The organism is Neisseria sp. 19428wB4_WF04 (assembly GCF_015235335.1).
GTDB lineage: Bacteria > Pseudomonadota > Gammaproteobacteria > Burkholderiales > Neisseriaceae > Neisseria > Neisseria musculi.
Window position 1 is genome coordinate 18,779 of the sequence record NZ_JADGLG010000024.1, and the last position, 18,150, is coordinate 36,928.

The 18,150-nt window shown below is 53.2% G+C and carries 18 protein-coding genes; 9 read left to right on the plus strand and 9 right to left on the minus strand.

Annotation, left to right across the window (positions count from 1 at the left end; translation table 11 throughout):
- Position 1 precedes the first annotated feature (1 nt).
- From IR141_RS06870 to IR141_RS06880, 3 genes are all read left to right on the plus strand, one after another.
- Positions 2 to 427, plus strand: a complete 426-nt coding sequence (locus IR141_RS06870) for a hypothetical protein (RefSeq protein ID WP_135035061.1) — start codon at positions 2 to 4, stop codon at positions 425 to 427.
- Positions 428 to 660: 233 nt separating this feature from the next.
- Positions 661 to 1,047 carry a hypothetical protein gene (locus IR141_RS14015; protein ID WP_135035064.1) on the plus strand — a complete coding sequence of 129 codons (387 nt, stop codon included), beginning with the start codon at positions 661 to 663 and terminating at the stop codon, positions 1,045 to 1,047.
- Between the two features lie 158 nt (positions 1,048 to 1,205).
- Entirely contained in the window at positions 1,206 to 1,409 is a 204-nt protein-coding gene (locus IR141_RS06880) for a hypothetical protein (RefSeq protein WP_135035067.1), read from the plus strand.
- A 128-nt stretch (positions 1,410 to 1,537) separates the two neighbouring features.
- Here IR141_RS06880 and IR141_RS06885 read toward each other — a convergent pair whose 3' ends face one another.
- Positions 1,538 to 2,314 (minus strand): tetratricopeptide repeat protein, encoded by a 777-nt coding sequence (locus tag IR141_RS06885; protein ID WP_135035070.1) that lies wholly within the window; start codon positions 2,312 to 2,314, stop codon positions 1,538 to 1,540.
- 179 nt (positions 2,315 to 2,493) lie between these two features.
- Here IR141_RS06885 and radA point away from each other — a divergent pair, with 179 nt between their 5' ends.
- Positions 2,494 to 3,873 carry a DNA repair protein RadA gene (gene radA, locus IR141_RS06890; RefSeq protein ID WP_135035073.1) on the plus strand — a complete coding sequence of 460 codons (1,380 nt, stop codon included), beginning with the start codon at positions 2,494 to 2,496 and terminating at the stop codon, positions 3,871 to 3,873.
- Between the two features lie 224 nt (positions 3,874 to 4,097).
- On the opposite strand, the gene IR141_RS06895 is transcribed toward radA, so the two are convergent.
- Both IR141_RS06895 and IR141_RS06900 read right to left on the minus strand, forming a co-directional pair.
- On the minus strand, positions 4,098 to 6,272 hold the full coding sequence (locus IR141_RS06895; RefSeq protein WP_135035077.1) for a malate synthase G: 2,175 nt from the start codon (positions 6,270 to 6,272) through the stop codon (positions 4,098 to 4,100).
- Positions 6,273 to 6,314: 42 nt separating this feature from the next.
- Positions 6,315 to 6,467, minus strand: a complete 153-nt coding sequence (locus tag IR141_RS06900; protein ID WP_167743096.1) for a hypothetical protein — start codon at positions 6,465 to 6,467, stop codon at positions 6,315 to 6,317.
- Between the two features lie 883 nt (positions 6,468 to 7,350).
- Between IR141_RS06900 and IR141_RS06905 the strand changes: the two genes are divergently transcribed.
- A complete protein-coding gene (locus IR141_RS06905) occupies positions 7,351 to 7,779 on the plus strand; it encodes a molybdopterin-binding protein (RefSeq protein ID WP_135035080.1) in 429 nt (142 codons plus the stop codon).
- A 616-nt stretch (positions 7,780 to 8,395) separates the two neighbouring features.
- On the opposite strand, the gene IR141_RS06910 is transcribed toward IR141_RS06905, so the two are convergent.
- The 3 genes from IR141_RS06910 to IR141_RS06920 all read right to left on the minus strand — a co-directional run bounded on the left by IR141_RS06910 (position 8,396) and on the right by IR141_RS06920 (position 13,144).
- Entirely contained in the window at positions 8,396 to 9,745 is a 1,350-nt protein-coding gene (locus IR141_RS06910; RefSeq protein WP_135035105.1) for a deoxyguanosinetriphosphate triphosphohydrolase, read from the minus strand.
- A gap of 67 nt (positions 9,746 to 9,812) precedes the next feature.
- Complete coding sequence (rho, locus tag IR141_RS06915) at positions 9,813 to 11,072, minus strand: transcription termination factor Rho (protein ID WP_135035084.1); 1,260 nt, start codon at positions 11,070 to 11,072, stop codon at positions 9,813 to 9,815.
- A 383-nt stretch (positions 11,073 to 11,455) separates the two neighbouring features.
- A complete protein-coding gene (locus tag IR141_RS06920) occupies positions 11,456 to 13,144 on the minus strand; it encodes a glutamine--tRNA ligase/YqeY domain fusion protein (RefSeq protein WP_135035087.1) in 1,689 nt (562 codons plus the stop codon).
- Between the two features lie 39 nt (positions 13,145 to 13,183).
- Here IR141_RS06920 and IR141_RS06925 point away from each other — a divergent pair, with 39 nt between their 5' ends.
- On the plus strand, positions 13,184 to 13,345 hold the full coding sequence (locus tag IR141_RS06925) for a hypothetical protein (RefSeq protein ID WP_194198383.1): 162 nt from the start codon (positions 13,184 to 13,186) through the stop codon (positions 13,343 to 13,345).
- Positions 13,346 to 13,743: 398 nt separating this feature from the next.
- Here IR141_RS06925 and IR141_RS06930 read toward each other — a convergent pair whose 3' ends face one another.
- Entirely contained in the window at positions 13,744 to 13,935 is a 192-nt protein-coding gene (locus tag IR141_RS06930) for a hypothetical protein (protein WP_135035090.1), read from the minus strand.
- Positions 13,936 to 14,467: 532 nt separating this feature from the next.
- Between IR141_RS06930 and IR141_RS06935 the strand changes: the two genes are divergently transcribed.
- Entirely contained in the window at positions 14,468 to 14,722 is a 255-nt protein-coding gene (locus IR141_RS06935; protein WP_135035108.1) for a hypothetical protein, read from the plus strand.
- A 56-nt stretch (positions 14,723 to 14,778) separates the two neighbouring features.
- Entirely contained in the window at positions 14,779 to 15,102 is a 324-nt protein-coding gene (locus IR141_RS06940) for an NGK_0946 family protein (protein ID WP_135035093.1), read from the plus strand.
- Between the two features lie 81 nt (positions 15,103 to 15,183).
- On the opposite strand, the gene IR141_RS06945 is transcribed toward IR141_RS06940, so the two are convergent.
- Both IR141_RS06945 and IR141_RS06950 read right to left on the minus strand, forming a co-directional pair.
- Positions 15,184 to 15,960 (minus strand): DeoR/GlpR family DNA-binding transcription regulator, encoded by a 777-nt coding sequence (locus IR141_RS06945; RefSeq protein ID WP_135035096.1) that lies wholly within the window; start codon positions 15,958 to 15,960, stop codon positions 15,184 to 15,186.
- A 97-nt stretch (positions 15,961 to 16,057) separates the two neighbouring features.
- Positions 16,058 to 16,963, minus strand: coding sequence for a lysine exporter LysO family protein (locus IR141_RS06950; RefSeq protein WP_135035099.1), 906 nt, complete (start codon positions 16,961 to 16,963; stop codon positions 16,058 to 16,060).
- A gap of 396 nt (positions 16,964 to 17,359) precedes the next feature.
- On the opposite strand from IR141_RS06950, the gene IR141_RS06955 reads away from it, so the two are divergent.
- Positions 17,360 to 17,497, plus strand: coding sequence for a DUF3149 domain-containing protein (locus tag IR141_RS06955; protein WP_135035102.1), 138 nt, complete (start codon positions 17,360 to 17,362; stop codon positions 17,495 to 17,497).
- Positions 17,498 to 18,150 lie beyond the last annotated feature (653 nt).

An 18,150-nucleotide genomic window follows, 5' to 3' on the forward strand; every position in this document is an offset into this window, starting at 1 on the left:
AATGTTTTTAAAAAATAAAAATTTTATTTGTATGGATTCATTTGAAGAATTATATAAAAATATTACAAATACAATCCCAAGTACCTTACTAATAAGTGAAAATATATTACTAAACAATGCAGAAAAATTATCCAAAGCAATAGAAAATGTGAATATAAAATGGATTATTGTTATTGGGGAAAATCCATCGAGCCTGGAGGAATATTTAGATAACATAATTGAAGAAGGTTATAATAATTATCTTTTAGATATAATAACAACAAGTTTTCAATATAAGGAAGCAGAAGATATTGTCTTTGAATTTTTAGTTATATCTAAATTAGGTGCGCAAGAATACCAATTTATATCTATTTTAAATTTTAATATTCCCCAAGAGCTAACAATACTCGAGATAATTAACACAGAAATAGGTAGCCAACCTAGCTAGCCGTAGTCTGTAAGCCCCCTAAAACTCCTGCGTAAGGTGGATACCCATACACGCACTCGTTCTATAGTTTACAGTTCAATGCCGTCTGAAAAATCTTACAAATTTCAGACGGCATTTATGATAGAACCAAAATATTCGGCGCAACTACGGGCGATTACCGCAATGCCATTTCAGACGGCTTTATTGGGCAGACGGCAACGGAACACAATAATGCGTCCAGAGCTGCGAAAGGTGTGGCAATTCCTGCAATCGGTGCGCTTTATTGTGCGTTGGATAAAAATTGCGAAAGCGTTACGGAAACCTTTACCGGCATAATGGCGGAGCAAAGGCGGCAGGCTCAGGAGGAGCGGGACGCCATATTTGCAGCCATTCAGAACGGGCAGAAAGGCGATAAAAAAGCCCAGCCGAAGCCGCAGCAGCAGGGAAGTCAGGCTGCCACGGGTGCGCCTATGCCGCCTGATGATGAGGATGAGAAGAAAGCAACTAAACATGGGGAACAAAGAAAAGCTGAAGCACAATACGACAGCCACAGAAGCGTAGGGGACTCGAATAGAGTAGTAAGAGAGGGGCAAAAATACTTAGATCAAAAAAACAGGAAATTATATTTATGTAAAAGGTGATAGAGTTGTTATCATGTCTCCATCAGGAAGACTTGTTACTCAATTTAAAAATACTCGAGCAAATACTGTTCAAAGAGTAAGGAGAGGTCAATGGACACCAATGTAATCCGGAAATTAGAAAAAAAATATTCTATACCTTATATGAAGGTAAAATGATTATGGTTTATTTATTAAAAGATTTGAATAATGATAAGTTCTCTATTGTTATGGTAAATTTTTTGTTTGATAATGAAGGTTCAGACCTTGAAAACATAGAAGAGCTATATTTAGATTTAATTAAAGATGAATTGAAAAATCCATTTCTAACGTGGCACGAATCTATTGAATCAGCGTTACTACAACATTTTCAGGAATTTGGGTAGCAAACCGTAGCCTGTATGAAACCTAACTGTGGATTTAAATTCAATGCCGTCTGAAAGTTATAAGATTTTTCAGACGGCATTAGCTTGGGCGGCTCCCTGCTGAGCGGCGGCCGAAGCCGATTTGCCGTTCAATTGTCCGGCATGGCCGACACCAGCTTGCACGCATCTTCATCACCGCTGCTGCACGACTGTCGGAACAACGCATGGGCTTTTTCAACATTTCTCACCACACCCCTGCCTTCCAAATACATATGCCCCAAATTATATTGTGCCACCGCGCTGCCCAAATCGGCAGCCTGTGTGTACCACAGCGCAGCTTTCTCCACATCGGCTTCCACGCCGCGGCCTTCGTCATAGAAAAAACCGATTTCAGTTTGCGCTTCCGCCAAGCCTTGCTTGGCGGCCTGCTCATACCAATAGGCGGCCTGCTTCATATCCTGCTCCACTCCCGTGCCGTGTGCATACATATAGGCAAGGTTTTTTTGGGCGGTTCCGTGGCCGTTTCCGGCCGCCTGCCTGAACCACCCGAAAGCCTGTTTGTAATCCTGCGCCACGCCGTAGCCGTAAAAATACATACGGCCGAGATTGTTTTGGGCATCGCCGTTGCCTTGCGCGGCAGCTTTACGGTACCACGATACCGCTGCCTTGGCGTTTTCTTTCACGCCCCGCCCTTCGTGATACATCATGCCCAAATGTGCCTGCGCCCCGGCATGGCCTTTTCGCGCTGCTTTGAGATACAGCTTAACCGCGCGCTGATCATCCTGCTCCACGCCGCCGCCGGTTTCATAGGCTGATGCCATCTCGTATTGTGCCTGCCGGTCGGGTACGCGGGGGTCGGCGGCAACCGGCAGGGCGAAAACGGTCAAAACAGCGGCGGCCAAATGGGAATATGCAGCTTTTTTCATGGTTTCAACACGGGTAACGTTATTCTATTGAAATAATAACAACCGCATATTATGTGTGTTTGAAATAAAGATATACGGATATTTTTTAGCCCTTAAGGGTATATCCGGCGCGGTTTTGCGCTTACAATCGGTTTTTTCGCTGCCGTTCAGACGGCCTCTACCACCCGGCAGGAACCTTTATGGCAAAAGCACCGAAAACCGTTTACCAATGCGGCGGATGCGGCGGCACCGCGCCCAAATGGCAGGGCAGATGCCCGCATTGCGGCGAGTGGAACACGCTGCAAGAAAGCCTTGCTGCACCCGAGCCGAAAAACGCGCGCTTCCAATCGTGGGCGGCGGATACCGCGCATGTGCAGGATTTGTCGCAAGTTACCGCCATCGAAGTGCCGCGTGCGCCAACCGGTATCGGCGAGCTTGACCGCGTGCTCGGCGGCGGCCTGGTCAGCGGGGCGGTGATTCTGCTCGGCGGCGACCCCGGCATCGGCAAATCGACACTGCTGCTGCAAACTGTGGCAGTGATGGCGAAAAACCGAAAAGTGTTGTATGTGTCGGGCGAAGAATCGGCGCAGCAGGTGGCGTTGCGCGCGCAGCGTTTGGGTTTGAAAAGCGAAGGCGTGAATCTGCTGGCCGAAATCCGCATGGAAGCGGTTCAGACGGCCTTAAAACAGCACGAACCTGCCGTTGTCGTTATCGATTCGATTCAAACCATGTATTCCGACCAAATCACTTCCGCACCGGGCTCGGTGTCGCAGGTGCGCGAATGCGCCGCCCAGCTTACCCGCATGGCCAAGCAGATGGGCATTGCTATGATTTTGGTGGGCCACGTTACTAAAGACGGTGCCATCGCCGGCCCGCGCGTGCTGGAGCATATGGTCGATACCGTGCTGTATTTCGAGGGCGACCAACATTCTAACTACCGCATGATACGCGCCATCAAAAACCGCTTCGGCGCGGCCAACGAATTGGGCGTGTTTGCCATGACCGAACACGGCCTGAAAGGCGTGTCCAACCCCTCGGCCATTTTTCTGGCCAGCTACCGTGATGATGTGCCGGGTTCTTGCGTGTTGGTAACGCAGGAGGGCAGCCGCCCGCTGCTGGTGGAAATTCAGGCGCTGGTGGACGATGCGCACGGCTTCACGCCCAAGCGGCTCACTGTCGGCCTCGAGCAAAACCGCCTTGCCATGCTGCTGGCCGTCTTAAACCGCCACGCCGGCATCGCCTGCTTCGACCAAGACGTGTTTCTCAACGCGGTGGGCGGCGTGAAAATCAACGAGCCGGCCGCCGACTTGGCAATTATCCTCGCCATGCTTTCCAGCTTCCGCAACCGCCCTCTGCCCGAAAAAATGGTGGCCTTCGGCGAAATCGGCTTAAGCGGCGAAGTGCGCCCCGTGGCGCGCGGGCAGGAGCGGCTCAAAGAAGCCGAAAAACTCGGCTTCAAGCGCGCGGTGGTGCCCAAAGCCAACCTGCCGCGCAACCCCAAAGAGTTTCCCAATCTGCAGATTTTCGGCGTGTCCGGTTTGCAGGATGCGGTGGAAGTGTGCCGAAATGCAGCAGAATAAACATAAACCGGGCACCGGGAAATGCAGAAAACACCTGCCAAACCATCTCTGCACACAACCGTTCGAACAACGATACAATAATAAATAAACCCGCTTCATTTCTGCTAACGAACGTCAGAAAATATCACAACTACCATACAGAACCCAAGGCAAAACCAACTGCACACAGGCCGTCTGAAACGCTTTCAGACGGCCTGTGTGCATCAGAATGCATTGCGCTATATTCAGCCTGCTTTGGCGACACGCCGCCAGTGGTGCAGCAGCGGCTCGGTGTAACCGTTGGGCTGCTCGGTGCCTTTAAAGATTAAATCGCAGGCAGCGAGAAAAGCGGGCGAAGTGGCGAAACGGCCGGCCATCGGCGTGTAGGCAGCATCGCCTTCGTTTTGCTTGTCCACCACGCCGGCCATGCGTTCCAGCGTTTCGCGCACCTGTGTTTCGCCCACTACGCCGTGCAGCAGCCAGTTGGCGATGTGCTGGCTGGAAATGCGCAGGGTGGCGCGGTCTTCCATCAGGCCTGTGTTGTGGATGTCGGGCACTTTCGAGCAGCCTACGCCCTGCTCCACCCAGCGCACCACGTAACCGAGTATGCCCTGGCAGTTGTTGTCGAGTTCCTGCCGGATATCTTCGGCAGACCAGTTGCGTTCTGCGGCAAACGGAATGGCGAGCAAATCATCGGTATGGTTGTGCGGCGGTTGTGCGAGCAGCGTTTTCTGCACGTCAAACACATTTATCTGATGGTAATGCAGGGCGTGCAGGGTGGCGGCGGTGGGCGACGGCACCCAGGCGGTGGTGGCGCCGGATTTCGGGTGGCCGATTTTCTGTTTGAGCATTTCGGCCATCAAATCGGGCATCGCCCACATGCCTTTGCCGATTTGCGCTTTGCCCGGCAGGCCGCATTGCAGGCCGGTTTGCACGTTGTTTAATTCATAGGCGTTAATCCATCTGCTCGACTTCATATCGCCTTTGCGGATAAACGCGCCGCCGTGCATGGAGGTGTGCATTTCATCGCCGGTGCGGTCGAGAAAGCCTGTGTTGATAAACACCACGCGCTCTTTGGCCGCCTCAATGCAGGCGGCGAGATTGGCAGAAGTGCGGCGTTCTTCGTCCATAATGCCCATTTTCAGGGTATTGCGCGGCAGTTTGGCCAAATCTTCAAAGGCGGCAAACAATTCATCGGCAAACGCCACTTCTTCGGGGCCGTGCATTTTCGGCTTCACGATATACACCGAGCCTGCGCGGCTGTTTTTGTTTTCGCTGCGCTGGAAATCAAACGGGGCAATCAGCGCGGTCATCACGCCGTCAAGGATGCCTTCGGGAATTTCGCTGCCCGCTTCATCGAGCACGGCAGGGGTAGTCATCAGATGGCCGACATTGCGGATAAACAAAAGCGAGCGGCCGGGCAGTGTGAAGCTGCCGCTGCCGTCCGGCTTGGTGTAGGCGCGGTCGGGGTTGAGGCTGCGGGTGAAAGTTTTGCCGCCTTTTTCCACTTCTTCGGTGAGTGTGCCGCCCATCAGGCCGAACCAGTTGGCGTATACCAGCGTTTTGTCTTCGCCATCGACTGCGGCCACCGAGTCTTCGCAGTCCATAATGGTGCTCAAAGCTGCTTCGAGCACGATGTCTTTCACGCCGGCCGGGTCTTGGCTGCCGATGGGGCTGTTTTTGTCGATTAAGATATCGATATGCAGCCCGTTGTGTAAAAACAGCAGCGAAGCAGGCGCATCGGGGCTGCCGTTGTAGCCTGCGAAACATTCGGGCGAAGCCAGGCCGCTTTCGCTGCCGTTGTCCAGCCTGGCTTTCAGACGGCCCTGGGAAACGGTGTAGGCCGTAACGTCTTGATGGCTGCCTTGCGCCAGCGGAATGCTGTTGTCGAGAAATTTGCGGGCAAAGGCAATCACGGCATCGCCGCGCTTGGGATTGTAGCCTTTGCCGGGCGCAAGATCGCCGCTCTGCTCGATGGCATCGGTGCCGTAAAGCGCATCATAAAGGCTGCCCCAGCGGGCATTGGCGGCATTGAGCGCATAGCGGGCGTTGTTGATCGGCACCACCAGTTGCGGGCCGGCCTGCTCTGCCAGCTCACGATCAACATGAGCGGTGGTGATTTTGAATGCCGCGGGAGCATCGGCCAGATAGCCTAAGTCTTTTAAAAACGCCTGATAGGCCGCTTCGTCCTGCACAGGGCCGGGGTTTTGCTTGTGCCAGGCATCAAGTTCGGCCTGAATGCGGTCACGCTTTTCCAAAAGGGCGCGGTTGCGCGGGGCAAACTGCTGCACCAAATCGGTGAAGCCCTGCCAGAATGCGGCGGATTCCACATTCGGGTGTTTGGCCAGCACTGCTTCGACAAACTGATAAAGATGGTTGTCCACCTGCAAGCCGGCGGCGCGGGTGTAGTTGTATGCCATATCGGATTCTCCTGAAATATTTTTTCTCATTGTGCCCTGCCGCTACTGCAGCAAAGCTAAGGCGAAAATATCATTAATCACGGGAATAATCCATAGTTTCCAACCGCCAATCTGCAACAGGCCGTCTGAAAACTCCTTATTCGGACGATCCGCTGAAACAAGCACGGGGCAGCAGTTATAATGGAGCTGCTCCATTTCCGTGCGGCGTTGCCGCGCTCCGGTGCCGCGCTCCGGTGCGGAAAGATCGGTTTTGCAGGCCGCCTAAAACGGCAACCGAGCCGGCTCTGCATTGTTTGAGACCTTTACCAAATTCAAAAGCATCACAGAGAGTTAATTTGCCGTTGCCCGCGCGCGCGGGAGTTCAAACGTTCGGCATCTTAAATATGGATTTCGCCGATGCTTCAACCATTCAATATATCCATTGGCTTGCTGCCCGCGAGGAAATAACGGTTTGAAACCTTTCAGACGGCCTTAAGGTATTTTTGCAAAAGCCGGCCGGCAACGGCCTGCCGCCCCATGCCGGAATCAGGAGGGCCCGCTGCGGCAGAAGTATTTGACGCGAAGCTTGGCCGCAATCTGCTTTTGCGCACGGAACAAACGTTTGGACACCAGGCATCGATTGGGTATCATCGCCTTTATCTATGGTCGGCTCCGCATCTTCGCCGTCAGCAGATGCCCGGCCGTCTGAAGCAGCCGTATCCGCCGCAGCCTCCGCTTGACTGACCAACAAACTTTCAGACGGCCTCAAAAAGCAACCGCATGCCCCGTCTGATTATTATAGAATACGGCAACAGCCCGGCTTGGCCGTGCCCCGCTTGAAAGCCCTGCACGGTGTGCGGCCGGTTGGGAAAGGCCGTATCAACATATGCGTCTGCCGATATAAACACGGTCTGACCGGCAGCTTGGCCGACACAGCAGCTTCGTCCATTCCGCCCCGTTACCGCCCTGCCCGGCGAAGCGGTCAAACGGCAACAGATTACGGTTGCTGCACGCAACACCGCCCGCACCACGGATACAACCACCACAATCCGAACCTATCCACAAGCGGCCGGCGGCCGTCTGAAAAAGGAAAACCACCATGAAAACCAGCGCCCGAAACCAATTTACCGGCACCGTGAAAACCATCAGGCAAGACGCTGTAAACAGCGAAGTAACCATCTCCCTGCCCGGCGGGCAGGAGCTGGCAGCCGCCATCACCCGCGAAAGCTGCGACAATCTGCGCCTGGCGGTGGGCAGCCCCGTGATTGTTTTAGTCAAATCCGCCCACATCGTTATCGCCACCGATTTGGAACACATCAAACTTTCCGCCCGCAACCGCTTAAACGGCGTCATCAGCAGCATCGAACGCGGTGCGGCAAACTCGGTGGTTACATTGGATGCGGGCGGCGGCACGCTGATTACGGCGGGCATCACCATGCAGAGCACCGAGCAGCTCGACCTGCATCCCGGCCAAAAGGCAAGTGCCATATTCCAAGCCGACAGCGTGATTTTGGGCGTGTTGGCCTGAATATTGTGCCCAACCGGCTTCGGCTTATGTTTTCGGGCGGCCGGCCAAGCCGGCCACCGCAGTTCGGCAACAACCAACCCGCCCAAACAGGCAAGACGGCAGCCGCTGCAACAAAGCAAGGCAAGGCTTCCATGATTCCAACATGAGTCCGACCCTACGGCAGTTTGTTATCAATACAGGCCGAAATTTTTGCAGAATCATCAAGGCCGTCTGAAACTACCCTCTGTCCCTGCTTCAACCAAGTGCCGGGTTGTTAAAGCCATAACAGATACTCCAAGCAGGCAAGGGCGGGGCGGATGGTTTCAGACGGCCAAAGCGGGTTTTAACAGGCTGAAACTTGTGTAACATTCAAAAAAAACACCGCCAAAAGTGTGTTTGCCGCAATTTCCCTCAGGCATAAATTCCAATGTTCGGCATTTCAAGATTTGTTTAACCGGTATTCGGTATTTTCATTCCGATTCTGCCTGCTCGGGAGCTGCGCAGCAGACTTACGGAGCCGGTAGCGGCATTTCGGCTTTTCAGACGACCGCCGGCCGCTTGTGGATAGGTTCGGATTGTGATGGTTGCAGACGCGGGCGGTGTTGCGTGCACCAACCGCAATCTGTATGCCTGTCCACTACACCATGCCGATACCCGACACTTCCCGTGCCATTTTGGCAGCGGCGTTGTCGGTCATGCCGCCGACAAAATCGAGAATCTTCATATAGGCTTCATAAAGACTGTCGTTACGGGTAACCGGATCGCTGTTTTTCAGCAGCTCCAAAGCCAGCGACTGGCGCGCACTCACCTGCCTCTGAGTAACCAGCGCATAAGCGGCGGGAACCAGCAGGTCGAGAATCAAACCCAAACACGGAAAAGCCGCGATTTCAGTCATCAGCTTGCTTTGGTGGCGGAAAATGCGCGTGCGTGCCAGCTCTTTGGCTTTCTCGAGCGTGTTTTGCACTTCGGGGCTGCACAAAGCAAGCAGATCCCTGCCCTGAAATTGGTTGGAGAGCAAATCGTGCTGATGCGTCATAAAGGTTTGCGCCACATCTTCAATCGCCCGCCCGATGGCCATGCCGCGCAACATGGCGCAGCGTTGCAGGCTGCTTTGCGCCTGCCATGCGCCCGCCGTTTCGGTGAAGGTGAGCTCGGCCAAAATGCTTTCCACTTCGGCATCGCCGAGCAGGCCGATTTCAACCGCATCTTCCAAATCAAGCAGGGCGTAGCAGATGTCGTCTGCCGCCTCCATCAGATAAGACAAGGGGTGGCGTGCCCAGCGGTCGCCGCCCTGCCCGATTAGTCCCAATTCTTCGGCCACGCGGCGGATAAAAGGCAGCTCGGTTTGGTAGATATTGAATTTTTTGCGGCCGGCGGGCTCTAGCGTGGTCCACGGGTATTTCAGCAATGTGCCGATGGCGGCAGCCGTGAGCCGCATACCGCCCTTGCCGCGATACATTTCCAGGTTGGCCAAAATGCGCAGGCTGTGGGCATTGCCTTCGTAAGTCTGCACATCATTGCGCTGGGCTTCGCTCAACGGTTCGAGATAATGGTTGTGGGCGGGATTGCGGAACCAGTCGCGCAGCGCGTCTTCACCGGTATGGCCGAACGGCGGGTTGCCCAAATCATGCGCCAAACACGCCACCTGCACCACTGCGCCGATATCGCCCGGGGTGTTGCCCTGCGGCAGAAAGCCGCCGGCCTGCATCATCACGCCCACCCGGTTGCCTAAGCTGCGTCCCACGCTGGCCACTTCCACGCTGTGGGTAAGTCGGTTGTGGGTGTGGTCGTGTTCGGCAAACGGATGCACCTGCGTTTTGCGCCCCAAACGGCGGAATGCGCCCGAAAACACTACGCGGTCGTAATCGATGTGGAAATCGGTGCGCAGCGCATCGGCACCTTCTTGGGTGGAGGGCGTTACCGTAGGCACAATTTCGCCGTCTTTCAAACGGAAACGCCGGGTAGAAAGCAGTTGCTGCCAGTTCATTGTCTGCATAAGCCCTCAAGCCTTAGTTGACGGAAGGCCGTCTGAAATTTTCAGACGGCCTGTATGGTTATCTGCCGCGCATCAGTTCAAAAAATTCATTGTTGTCTTTAGAATCTCTGAGCTTGCCCACCAAAAACTCGGTGGCTTCGATTTCGTCCATCGGGTGCAGAAACTTGCGCAACAGCCACATACGCTGAAGCTGGTCGTTGGGCACCAGCAACTCTTCGCGGCGTGTGCCGGATCTGTTGATGTTGATGGCGGGGAACACCCGTTTTTCGGCAATGCGGCGGTCGAGATTGAGCTCCATATTGCCCGTGCCTTTAAACTCTTCGAAAATCACATCGTCCATGCGGCTGCCGGTATCCACCAGCGCAGTGGCGATAATGGTGAGCGAGCCGCCCTCTTCCACATTGCGCGCCGCGCCGAAAAAGCGTTTCGGGCGGTGCAGCGCATTGGCATCCACGCCGCCGGTGAGGATTTTGCCCGAAGCCGGCACCACGGTGTTGTAGGCGCGCGCCAGCCGGGTGATGGAATCCAGCAGAATCACCACATCTTTTTTGTGTTCCACCATGCGCTTGGCTTTTTCAATCACCATTTCGGCCACCTGCACATGACGCTGCGCCGGCTCGTCAAAAGTAGAAGCCACCACTTCGCCGCGCACGCTGCGCGACATTTCGGTTACTTCTTCCGGCCGCTCGTCAATCAGCAGAACAATCAGCTCCACCTCGGGGTAATTGGCCGTAACGGCATGCGCAATGTTTTGCAGCATTACGGTTTTACCGGTTTTCGGCGGTGCCACCAAAAGCGCGCGCTGGCCGAAGCCTATCGGCGAAACCAAATCAACGGCGCGGCCGGTGATATTCTCTTCGGCCTTGATGTCGCGCTCCAGTTTGAACTGCGTGGTAGGAAAAAGCGGCGTGAGGTTTTCAAACAGAATTTTATGTTTGCACACCTCGGGATTATCGCCGTTGATGCTGTCCAAACGCACCAGCGCAAAATAACGCTCATTGTCTTTAGGCACACGCACACTGCCTTCAATGGTATCGCCGGTGTGCAGGTTGAAGCGGCGGATTTGGCTGGGCGACACATAAATATCGTCCGGGCCGGCCAGATAGGAAGTGTCGGCACTGCGCAAAAAACCGAAACCGTCTGGCAGAATTTCAAGCGTACCCGAGCAGGTAAACGATTCACCCTGCTTCATCATCTGGCGCACAATGGCAAAAACCAAATCTTGTTTGCGGAAACGGTTGGCATTTTCAATGCCATGCTGTTCAGCCATTTCCAGTAATCGGGAAATGTGTTGGGTTTGTAGTTCGGAAACGTGCATAAAATAGAAATAATGTATTAATGATGGGCAAGAACGGAAAACCAGACAGCAACGGAGCGTCCGAAATTTCAAAGATACTTAGGGATTCGATTGCCGATACGGCAGAAAGAACGACAAAATTTTTGTCGGAATCGGATTTTAGAGAATTCAGCAGGCAGTGTCAAACATATTGACACCCCACAGCCCCCCCACCTCCGAGCATTACACGACAATCAACAGCCACCGCAGATGCGGCAAGCTAAAACCGGACAACAGCCTATCAAAACCGCATCAAACAAATATTTCCACCCTAACTGAAATATCCTATTACTAAATATTCCATTAATATAGATGACCGCAAGCCGTCTGAAAACCATTCAGACGGCCTGTGTTTATCCATCGGTCTATTTTTCCTGCCGGGTGTCTTTCAGGCTGACGGTGCGGTTGAACACAGGGGCATCGGGGCGGTGGTCGCGGCGGTCGGTAACGAAATAGCCCAGCCGTTCAAATTGGCGGCGGCTTTCGGGAGGCAGGCCAAGTGCGGCGGTTTCGGCGTAGGCGGTGGTTTCTTTTGCCGATTCGGGGTTGAGAAAATCGGTAAACGGCAGATAATTGCCGTCTTCGCCGCGTACGGCATCGGGGCGTTCAACGGTAAACAGGCGATCGTAAAGGCGCACTTTGATTTCGGCGGCGTGTTCGGCGGAAACCCAGTGAATCACGCCTTTCACTTTGCGGCCTTCGGGCTTTTTGCCCAAGGTGTTGTGGTCGATGCTGCATTTGAGTTCGATGATGTTTCCGTTTTCGTCTTTCACGACTTCGTTGCACTTGATCACATAGCTGTAGCGCAGGCGCACTTCGCCGCCGGGAGTCAGACGCTGCCAGCCGGCGGGCGGGTTTTCGCTGAAGTCGCCGGCTTCGATATAGACGGTTTGCGAAATCGGAACTTCCCGCTCGCCCATTTCGGGGTGGTTGGGGTGGAATGGTGCGCTGCGGCTTTGGGTGAGGCCGTCTGAAAAATTGGTGAGTGTTACTTTAATCGGATCCAACACTGCCATCAGGCGCGGGGCGGAATTTTCCAATTCTTCGCGCACTGCGCCTTCGAGTACGCTCATATCGACTGTGTTTTCTGATTTGGAAATGCCTGCGCGCTTGGCAAACAGGCGCAGCCCTTCGGGGGTGTAGCCCCTGCGGCGCATACCGGATATGGTGGGCATACGCGGGTCGTCCCAGCCGGAAACGTGACCGTCTGAAACCAGCTGGCTGAGTTTGCGCTTGGAGGTGATGGAATATAAAAGCTCCAGGCGCGAAAATTCGTATTGGCGCGGGCGGATCGGGTGCGGCGCGGGAATATTGTCGAGCACCCAGTCGTAGAGCGGGCGGTGGGCTTCGAATTCGAGTGTGCACAGTGAATGGGTGATGCCTTCGATGGCATCGGAAACGGCATGGGTGTAGTCGTACATCGGGTAGATGCACCATCTGTCGCCGGTGCTGTGGTGGCGGGCGCGGCGGATGCGGTATATCACGGGGTCGCGCATATTCACGTTGCCCGAGGCCATGTCGATTTTCAGGCGCAGGGTTTTGCTGCCGTCGGGGAAGGCACCATCGCGCATTTTGTAAAACAAATCAAGGTTTTCTTCGATGCTGCGGTCGCGGTGGGGGCTGTTTCTGCCCGGCTCGGTGAGCGTGCCGCGGTATTGGCGCATTTCTTCTGCGGTCAAATCGTCCACATAGGCTTTTCCCTCTTTAATCAGGCCGACTGCATAATCGAAGAGTTGGTCGAAATAGTCGGAGGCATAATGCGGCCTGCCTGCCCATTCAAAGCCCAGCCATCTCACGTCTTCTTTAATCGAATCAACGTATTCCTGATTTTCTTTTTCGGGGTTGGTGTCGTCAAAACGCAGGTTGCACAGGCCGTCATAAACATAAGCCACACCGAAATTCAGGCAGATGGATTTGGCGTGGCCGATGTGCAGATAGCCGTTGGGTTCGGGCGGAAAGCGGGTGTGCACCGCGCTGTGCCGGCCGCTTTGCAGGTCGTCTTCGATGATGGTGCGGATAAAGTGGTTGTCGGCGAATTGGTCTTTGTTCATCATGGTTCAAGTTTTAAGTTGCAAGATAAAAAAGCATGCGGAATGATGGGGGATATTATACTGCCTGCGCGGCGGGATGATGCATTTTCTCCGCCCTATTTCAGCCTGCCATCAAACATCAAGGCAGAAAATAACCCTGCGGCGCGGCAGACTGCAACGGGTAAACGCTTCTGCGCAGAAACGGCAAGCCGAAATCCAACATGAAGCCGCAGGGATATCGCAACGTTTTCCCTGCAAATAAACTGACCAACCGTTGCTGCACCAACATCATCAAGCCGTCTGCAGGCCGTCTGAAACGGCCGCTGCTCTATAATTTTATACCTCGATACGCCATATCATGCCGTTTGAAACCCAATATTTCAGACGGCCTTTGGGGTAGGAAACCCCGGCGTTGTTTACCTTTTTCTTTTTTGCCCGTTTGCCTGAAAAACCTGTCGGGATTTTCGGGCATTGTCAGTAATCCACAAAGGCACGGCGAAACCACATAGTTTTTTGCGCATACGCAAAACCGCCAAACCATTGTTTGAGCAGAAAACCACGGCTGCCGGGCATAGTTTAAAGTGTAAAGAGAAAATGCAAACCGCCCGGCCTTTTCCCAATATTCAGGCCGTCTGAAACGGCCGGCCGCTCTGTATTTTATATTTCAACGCGCCGTATCGGGCCGTCTGAAAAGTTTGCATCCGGCAGGCTTTTTTCAGACGGCCTGAAGAGCCTTGCCTACATTCAAAAAACAACACAAAAATTTGTCTGCCGCTATCGGCGCGCAGGCGGAAAACCAAGCGTTTGTCGCCCAAGTGTTTGTTTTATCGATGCTTCAATATCTTCCCAAGCCTCCGCCCGCGCGGGGCAGCGCAGCGGAATCGTGAAGCCGACAGCGGCACTGCGGCTTTTCAGGCGGCAGGATATTTTTGCAAGGCCTCGGGCTGCCGGGCATAGTTTAAAGTGTAAGAGAAAATGCAGGCAGCCCGGCCTTTCCCAATATTCAGGCCGTCTGAAACGGCCGGCCGCTCTGAATTTTATATTTCAATATACCGTATCAGGCCGTCTGAAAAGTTTGTATCAGGCAGGATTTTTCAGACGGCCTGATGCCTTTGCAACATTTCAAAAACACAAGAAATTTATCTGCTGTCATTTCCGCGCAAGCGGGAAGCCCGGTGTTCGGCATTCAAGCATTTTGCATCCAAAGTATTTGTAAAGGCATTGTCATTGCAACCGACTATTCGCCGGCAATATATTTACATTATTTTATTTTATTTTATTTTATTTTATTTTAAACTAGATATAAAAATTAAAGTTCTTCGATTTTTTGAAAAATTATTTTTGGAGATTTTTGTGAACAATTTGTTAATCCCCGCTTTCGCTGCCGTGCTGCTGCTTGGCGGCTGCACTTATGCCGACCAACGCTTTGTTTCCTCCCAATCCCAGCAACAGCAGCTTTATGAAAACAGGCTCGCTATCCAGAAAGCAGAGCGGGAAGAGCGGGCTGAACGCAGAGCCGAACGCCGCGAAGAGATGATGGATGAGGCCGATGCCGTCAACCGCGCATATAAAGGGCTTAACGGAGTTTACCTTATCCGCTGATTTTTAGCTGATGTTTCGTTTTCAACCGAACCTTTCCATTTAAAGGAGTGGAAGCAATGAATAAATTAATATCCGCCTTATTTGCAGCTTGTGTTTTGGCTGCCTGCGCATCGCCGAACTCTGCCGGCAATATGGCGATCGGCGATGATTCTGCCGCCATTAAGGCGGGAAGAAACCGAATGTCTGCCGAGTTGAGCCGGTCTGAATTGGAGCAGCAGCGCCGCCAGAGAACCAACACGGCAGAGGAAATCGCTTTAGAGGAGCAAAAGCGCAGAAACAAACACGAAGGCATCAGGGATACCATGCGCACCACTTCGGGCGGCTTGGGTGTGATTAATGAGGCAATCGGCACCATACGCAACCTACGCTGGGGCTTTTAAGCGGTGGTTCTGAAATAGAACGGCAAACAGAAACAACAGGCCGTCTGAAAAACCATATTGCGTTTTCAGACGGCCTTTTCATTATTTTGCGTTATCGGCAATCAGGCATTTCACGCCTGCTTCTTCCAGCCGTTTGCACATCGCCTCATCGGGCCCCCGGTCGGTAAACACGGCATCAAATTCGCTGATGCTGCCTATGCGCACCAGCGCGTTGCGCCCGAACTTGCTGTGATCCACGCCCAGATAACAGATGCGGGCGTTGGCAATCATGGCCTGCATCACGCTGACTTCTTTATAGTCGAAATCGAGCAGCGAGCCGTCTGCATCAATGCCCGATGCGCTCAACACGGCATAATCGGTTTTAAACTGGTTGATAAAATCCACCGTTGCCACGCCGGTTACGCCGCCGTCTATCGGGCGTACCACGCCTGAAGTGATAATCACGGTGTAGTCGCTGCGCCCCGACACAATGGCCGCCACATGGATATTGTTGGTGATGATGCAGAGGTTTTTGCGCTTTTTCACCAAAGCCATCGCCACCGCTTCGATGGTGGAGCCTATGCTGAGAAACAGCGAGGCGTTATCGGGAATATGCTCGGCAATCAAATCGGCAATATGGGCTTTTTCGCTTTGCAGCTTGGCTTTTTGGGTGTTGAAATCTTCGTTTTCGAGGCTCTCGCCCAAAGTGGCGCCGCCGTGATAACGCCGCAGCAGGTTTTCTTCGCAAAGCTGGTTGATGTCGCGGCGTATGGTCTGCGGGGTAACATCAAGCTCGCGGGCGAGCTGTTCGATCGGCATAAAGCTGTGTTCGCGCACAAGGGCAATGATTTTTTCGTGTCGTCTGAGGCGTGGCGGCATGGCGTGTTCTTTATAATGTGAAATGCTGAATCTCTGTTGCTGCAAAAAACTGTCGGCGCATTGTGCCAAATTAAGCACACGGCGGCAAGCCGCTCCGCTAAAAGTGTACGCTCGAAAAAAACACCATTAAAAACGGAGCAGCAACATTGATGATAAAGCCGAAACTGATGGCCGGCGGCACCATCTCCAACCCGCCTGAGCTTTGAATCACCGGCAATGTGAAATCCAGGCTGGTAGCGCCGCCCGCACCCACCGCCGCGCCCGGGTGGCGGCGCATCAGCGCGGGAATAAATGCCAAAGCGAAAAACTCGCGCGCCAAATCGTTCAGCAGTGCAACGCTGCCCCACACGGGGCCGTAGGCCTCGGTTATCACAATGCCCGAAAGCGAATACCAGCCGAAACCGGACGCAAGCGCCAAACCCCGGCTCCACGACACTCCGGGCATCAGCGCGGCAAACAGCAGCCCGCCCAGCAGCGAAGACACGGTTGTTAAAACTGCGGTTTGCATGCCACGCCGGTTAATCAGCACCCGGCGCAGCGTGATGCCGCTGCTGCGCAACTGTATGCCTACCAGCAACACCAGCAGCATCAGGCAATAAGTGCCCGCACGCTCAGGCGGCAGCCAATTATCCTGCAAAACTCTGCCGGCCAAGAAACCCGACACCACGCAGCTTATCTGTTTGACGCTGCCGGCAACGCCCACCCGCACCTTTTTGCCTGCAGCTGCACTCTGCCACGGATAGCGGCGGTCAAACCACACCAACACCGCAAGGTTCAGGCCGATAACGCACACAAACAGCAAAGCCGCAGCCCCGATAATGGTGTCGATTTGAGCACCCAGATTTTCCACCTGCGAGAGCGACACACCGATCAGCAGTAAAACCGCATACACCAACCAGGCCAGTGCCTTATCGATAATGTTCAGATAAACCTTCGGCAGATTGATAAAAAAACCGAGACAAAGCGGCAACAGAATCGAAATCAGGGTAATCAGGCTGTTCATAAATATCCATCGGTTTCAGACGGCATCGGCAATAAGCCGGCATGATAGCTCATTCACTTCAAAATAACGACAAGGCAACGGAATGCAGGCTGCCCAAATGGCGCACCGCCGATTTTCTACTGGCCCTTTCGCGGCTGATAAAACCGTTTTCTTTAAACCAAGGTGGGGCGGTGCCGTTATTATTGTCATTATTTTAGATTCTAGATTAGATTGGCTCTACCGCTCATTGATACCGAAAACCGCCATGATAACCCCTCCCTTCCCCGCACCGCGCCGACTCTGCCAAACAGATTTCCCGGGCCGGTTTTGCTAAGATTGACCTGTGTCAAAGCCGGATAACCGTTTTAACCTATAATCGCACCTAAACTGAATAACAAACCAATCGGGGCACAAACGATGGAACTCTTAAGCGAACTGTTTAAATCGCCTGTCGGCATTTTATCTTTATTAACCATTATCTTAGTGATGGTTATCGCAACGGTTTTATTTTTTTGGGTGAAACGCCAGGCAGGCAAAAGCCCCGAAAAACAATAGTTTTATTTTTCATCTCTTTCCTCTTGATGTGTGTGTTTGGGTGTGGCTGTATGCCACCCCTTTTTTTGCCCGCGCATCGGAAAACTGCTAATCCATAACCGTTTATCGCCTATTTTAAAGTAACGGCAGCGGTGCCCGCCCGCTCTCACCCGCCTGCTGCCTTCCTCCCGCCGGCTGATTACTGATTTCAAACAAGCCGGCTGCCGTGAATCCACTTCCTTTCCGGTGCAAAAACAGCAAGCCGCTACAGATACGGCAAGACAAAGCGCAGCAAAACCCTAACAGAAATAACAGGATTTCACTATCGCGCCGCGTTTGCGCAGCGCACAGCCGGCAAAACACAAGGCCGTCTGAAAGCAATCCAAAACTTTCAGACGGCCGGTCATTTCATGCTGTTCTATTATTTTGCACTTTTTGCGCTTTCCGCTGAAACCAAGTGAGATAAATATATAGTGGTCTGTGAGATAAATGGGATTAGGCGGGACTGGTTGGGTTGATGTGGGATGGCGGATTTGTAATGCTGTTGCACACAGTGAAATAAAAATGAACGGGCTGATTTGGCCCGTTTTTTGATGCTCACAATCCTTTGCTGAGGGATTTTAGGGCGATGTCGAGCAGGGCAGACTCTGCTCCTTTTTGCAGTTGTCCTGCTC

Coding starts and splice junctions, on each gene's coding strand:
- IR141_RS06870 (WP_135035061.1), top strand. CDS start 2: ATGTTTTTAAAAAATAAAAATTTTATTTGTATGGATTCATTTGAAGAA.
- IR141_RS06880 (WP_135035067.1), top strand. CDS start 1,206: ATGGTTTATTTATTAAAAGATTTGAATAATGATAAGTTCTCTATTGTT.
- IR141_RS06885 (WP_135035070.1), bottom strand. CDS start 2,314: ATGAAAAAAGCTGCATATTCCCATTTGGCCGCCGCTGTTTTGACCGTT.
- radA (WP_135035073.1), top strand. CDS start 2,494: ATGGCAAAAGCACCGAAAACCGTTTACCAATGCGGCGGATGCGGCGGC.
- IR141_RS06895 (WP_135035077.1), bottom strand. CDS start 6,272: ATGGCATACAACTACACCCGCGCCGCCGGCTTGCAGGTGGACAACCAT.
- IR141_RS06900 (WP_167743096.1), bottom strand. CDS start 6,467: ATGGAGCAGCTCCATTATAACTGCTGCCCCGTGCTTGTTTCAGCGGAT.
- IR141_RS06905 (WP_135035080.1), top strand. CDS start 7,351: ATGAAAACCAGCGCCCGAAACCAATTTACCGGCACCGTGAAAACCATC.
- IR141_RS06910 (WP_135035105.1), bottom strand. CDS start 9,745: ATGAACTGGCAGCAACTGCTTTCTACCCGGCGTTTCCGTTTGAAAGAC.
- rho (WP_135035084.1), bottom strand. CDS start 11,072: ATGCACGTTTCCGAACTACAAACCCAACACATTTCCCGATTACTGGAA.
- IR141_RS06920 (WP_135035087.1), bottom strand. CDS start 13,144: ATGATGAACAAAGACCAATTCGCCGACAACCACTTTATCCGCACCATC.
- IR141_RS06925 (WP_194198383.1), top strand. CDS start 13,184: ATGATGGGGGATATTATACTGCCTGCGCGGCGGGATGATGCATTTTCT.
- IR141_RS06940 (WP_135035093.1), top strand. CDS start 14,779: ATGAATAAATTAATATCCGCCTTATTTGCAGCTTGTGTTTTGGCTGCC.
- IR141_RS06945 (WP_135035096.1), bottom strand. CDS start 15,960: ATGCCGCCACGCCTCAGACGACACGAAAAAATCATTGCCCTTGTGCGC.
- IR141_RS06950 (WP_135035099.1), bottom strand. CDS start 16,963: ATGAACAGCCTGATTACCCTGATTTCGATTCTGTTGCCGCTTTGTCTC.
- IR141_RS06955 (WP_135035102.1), top strand. CDS start 17,360: ATGGAACTCTTAAGCGAACTGTTTAAATCGCCTGTCGGCATTTTATCT.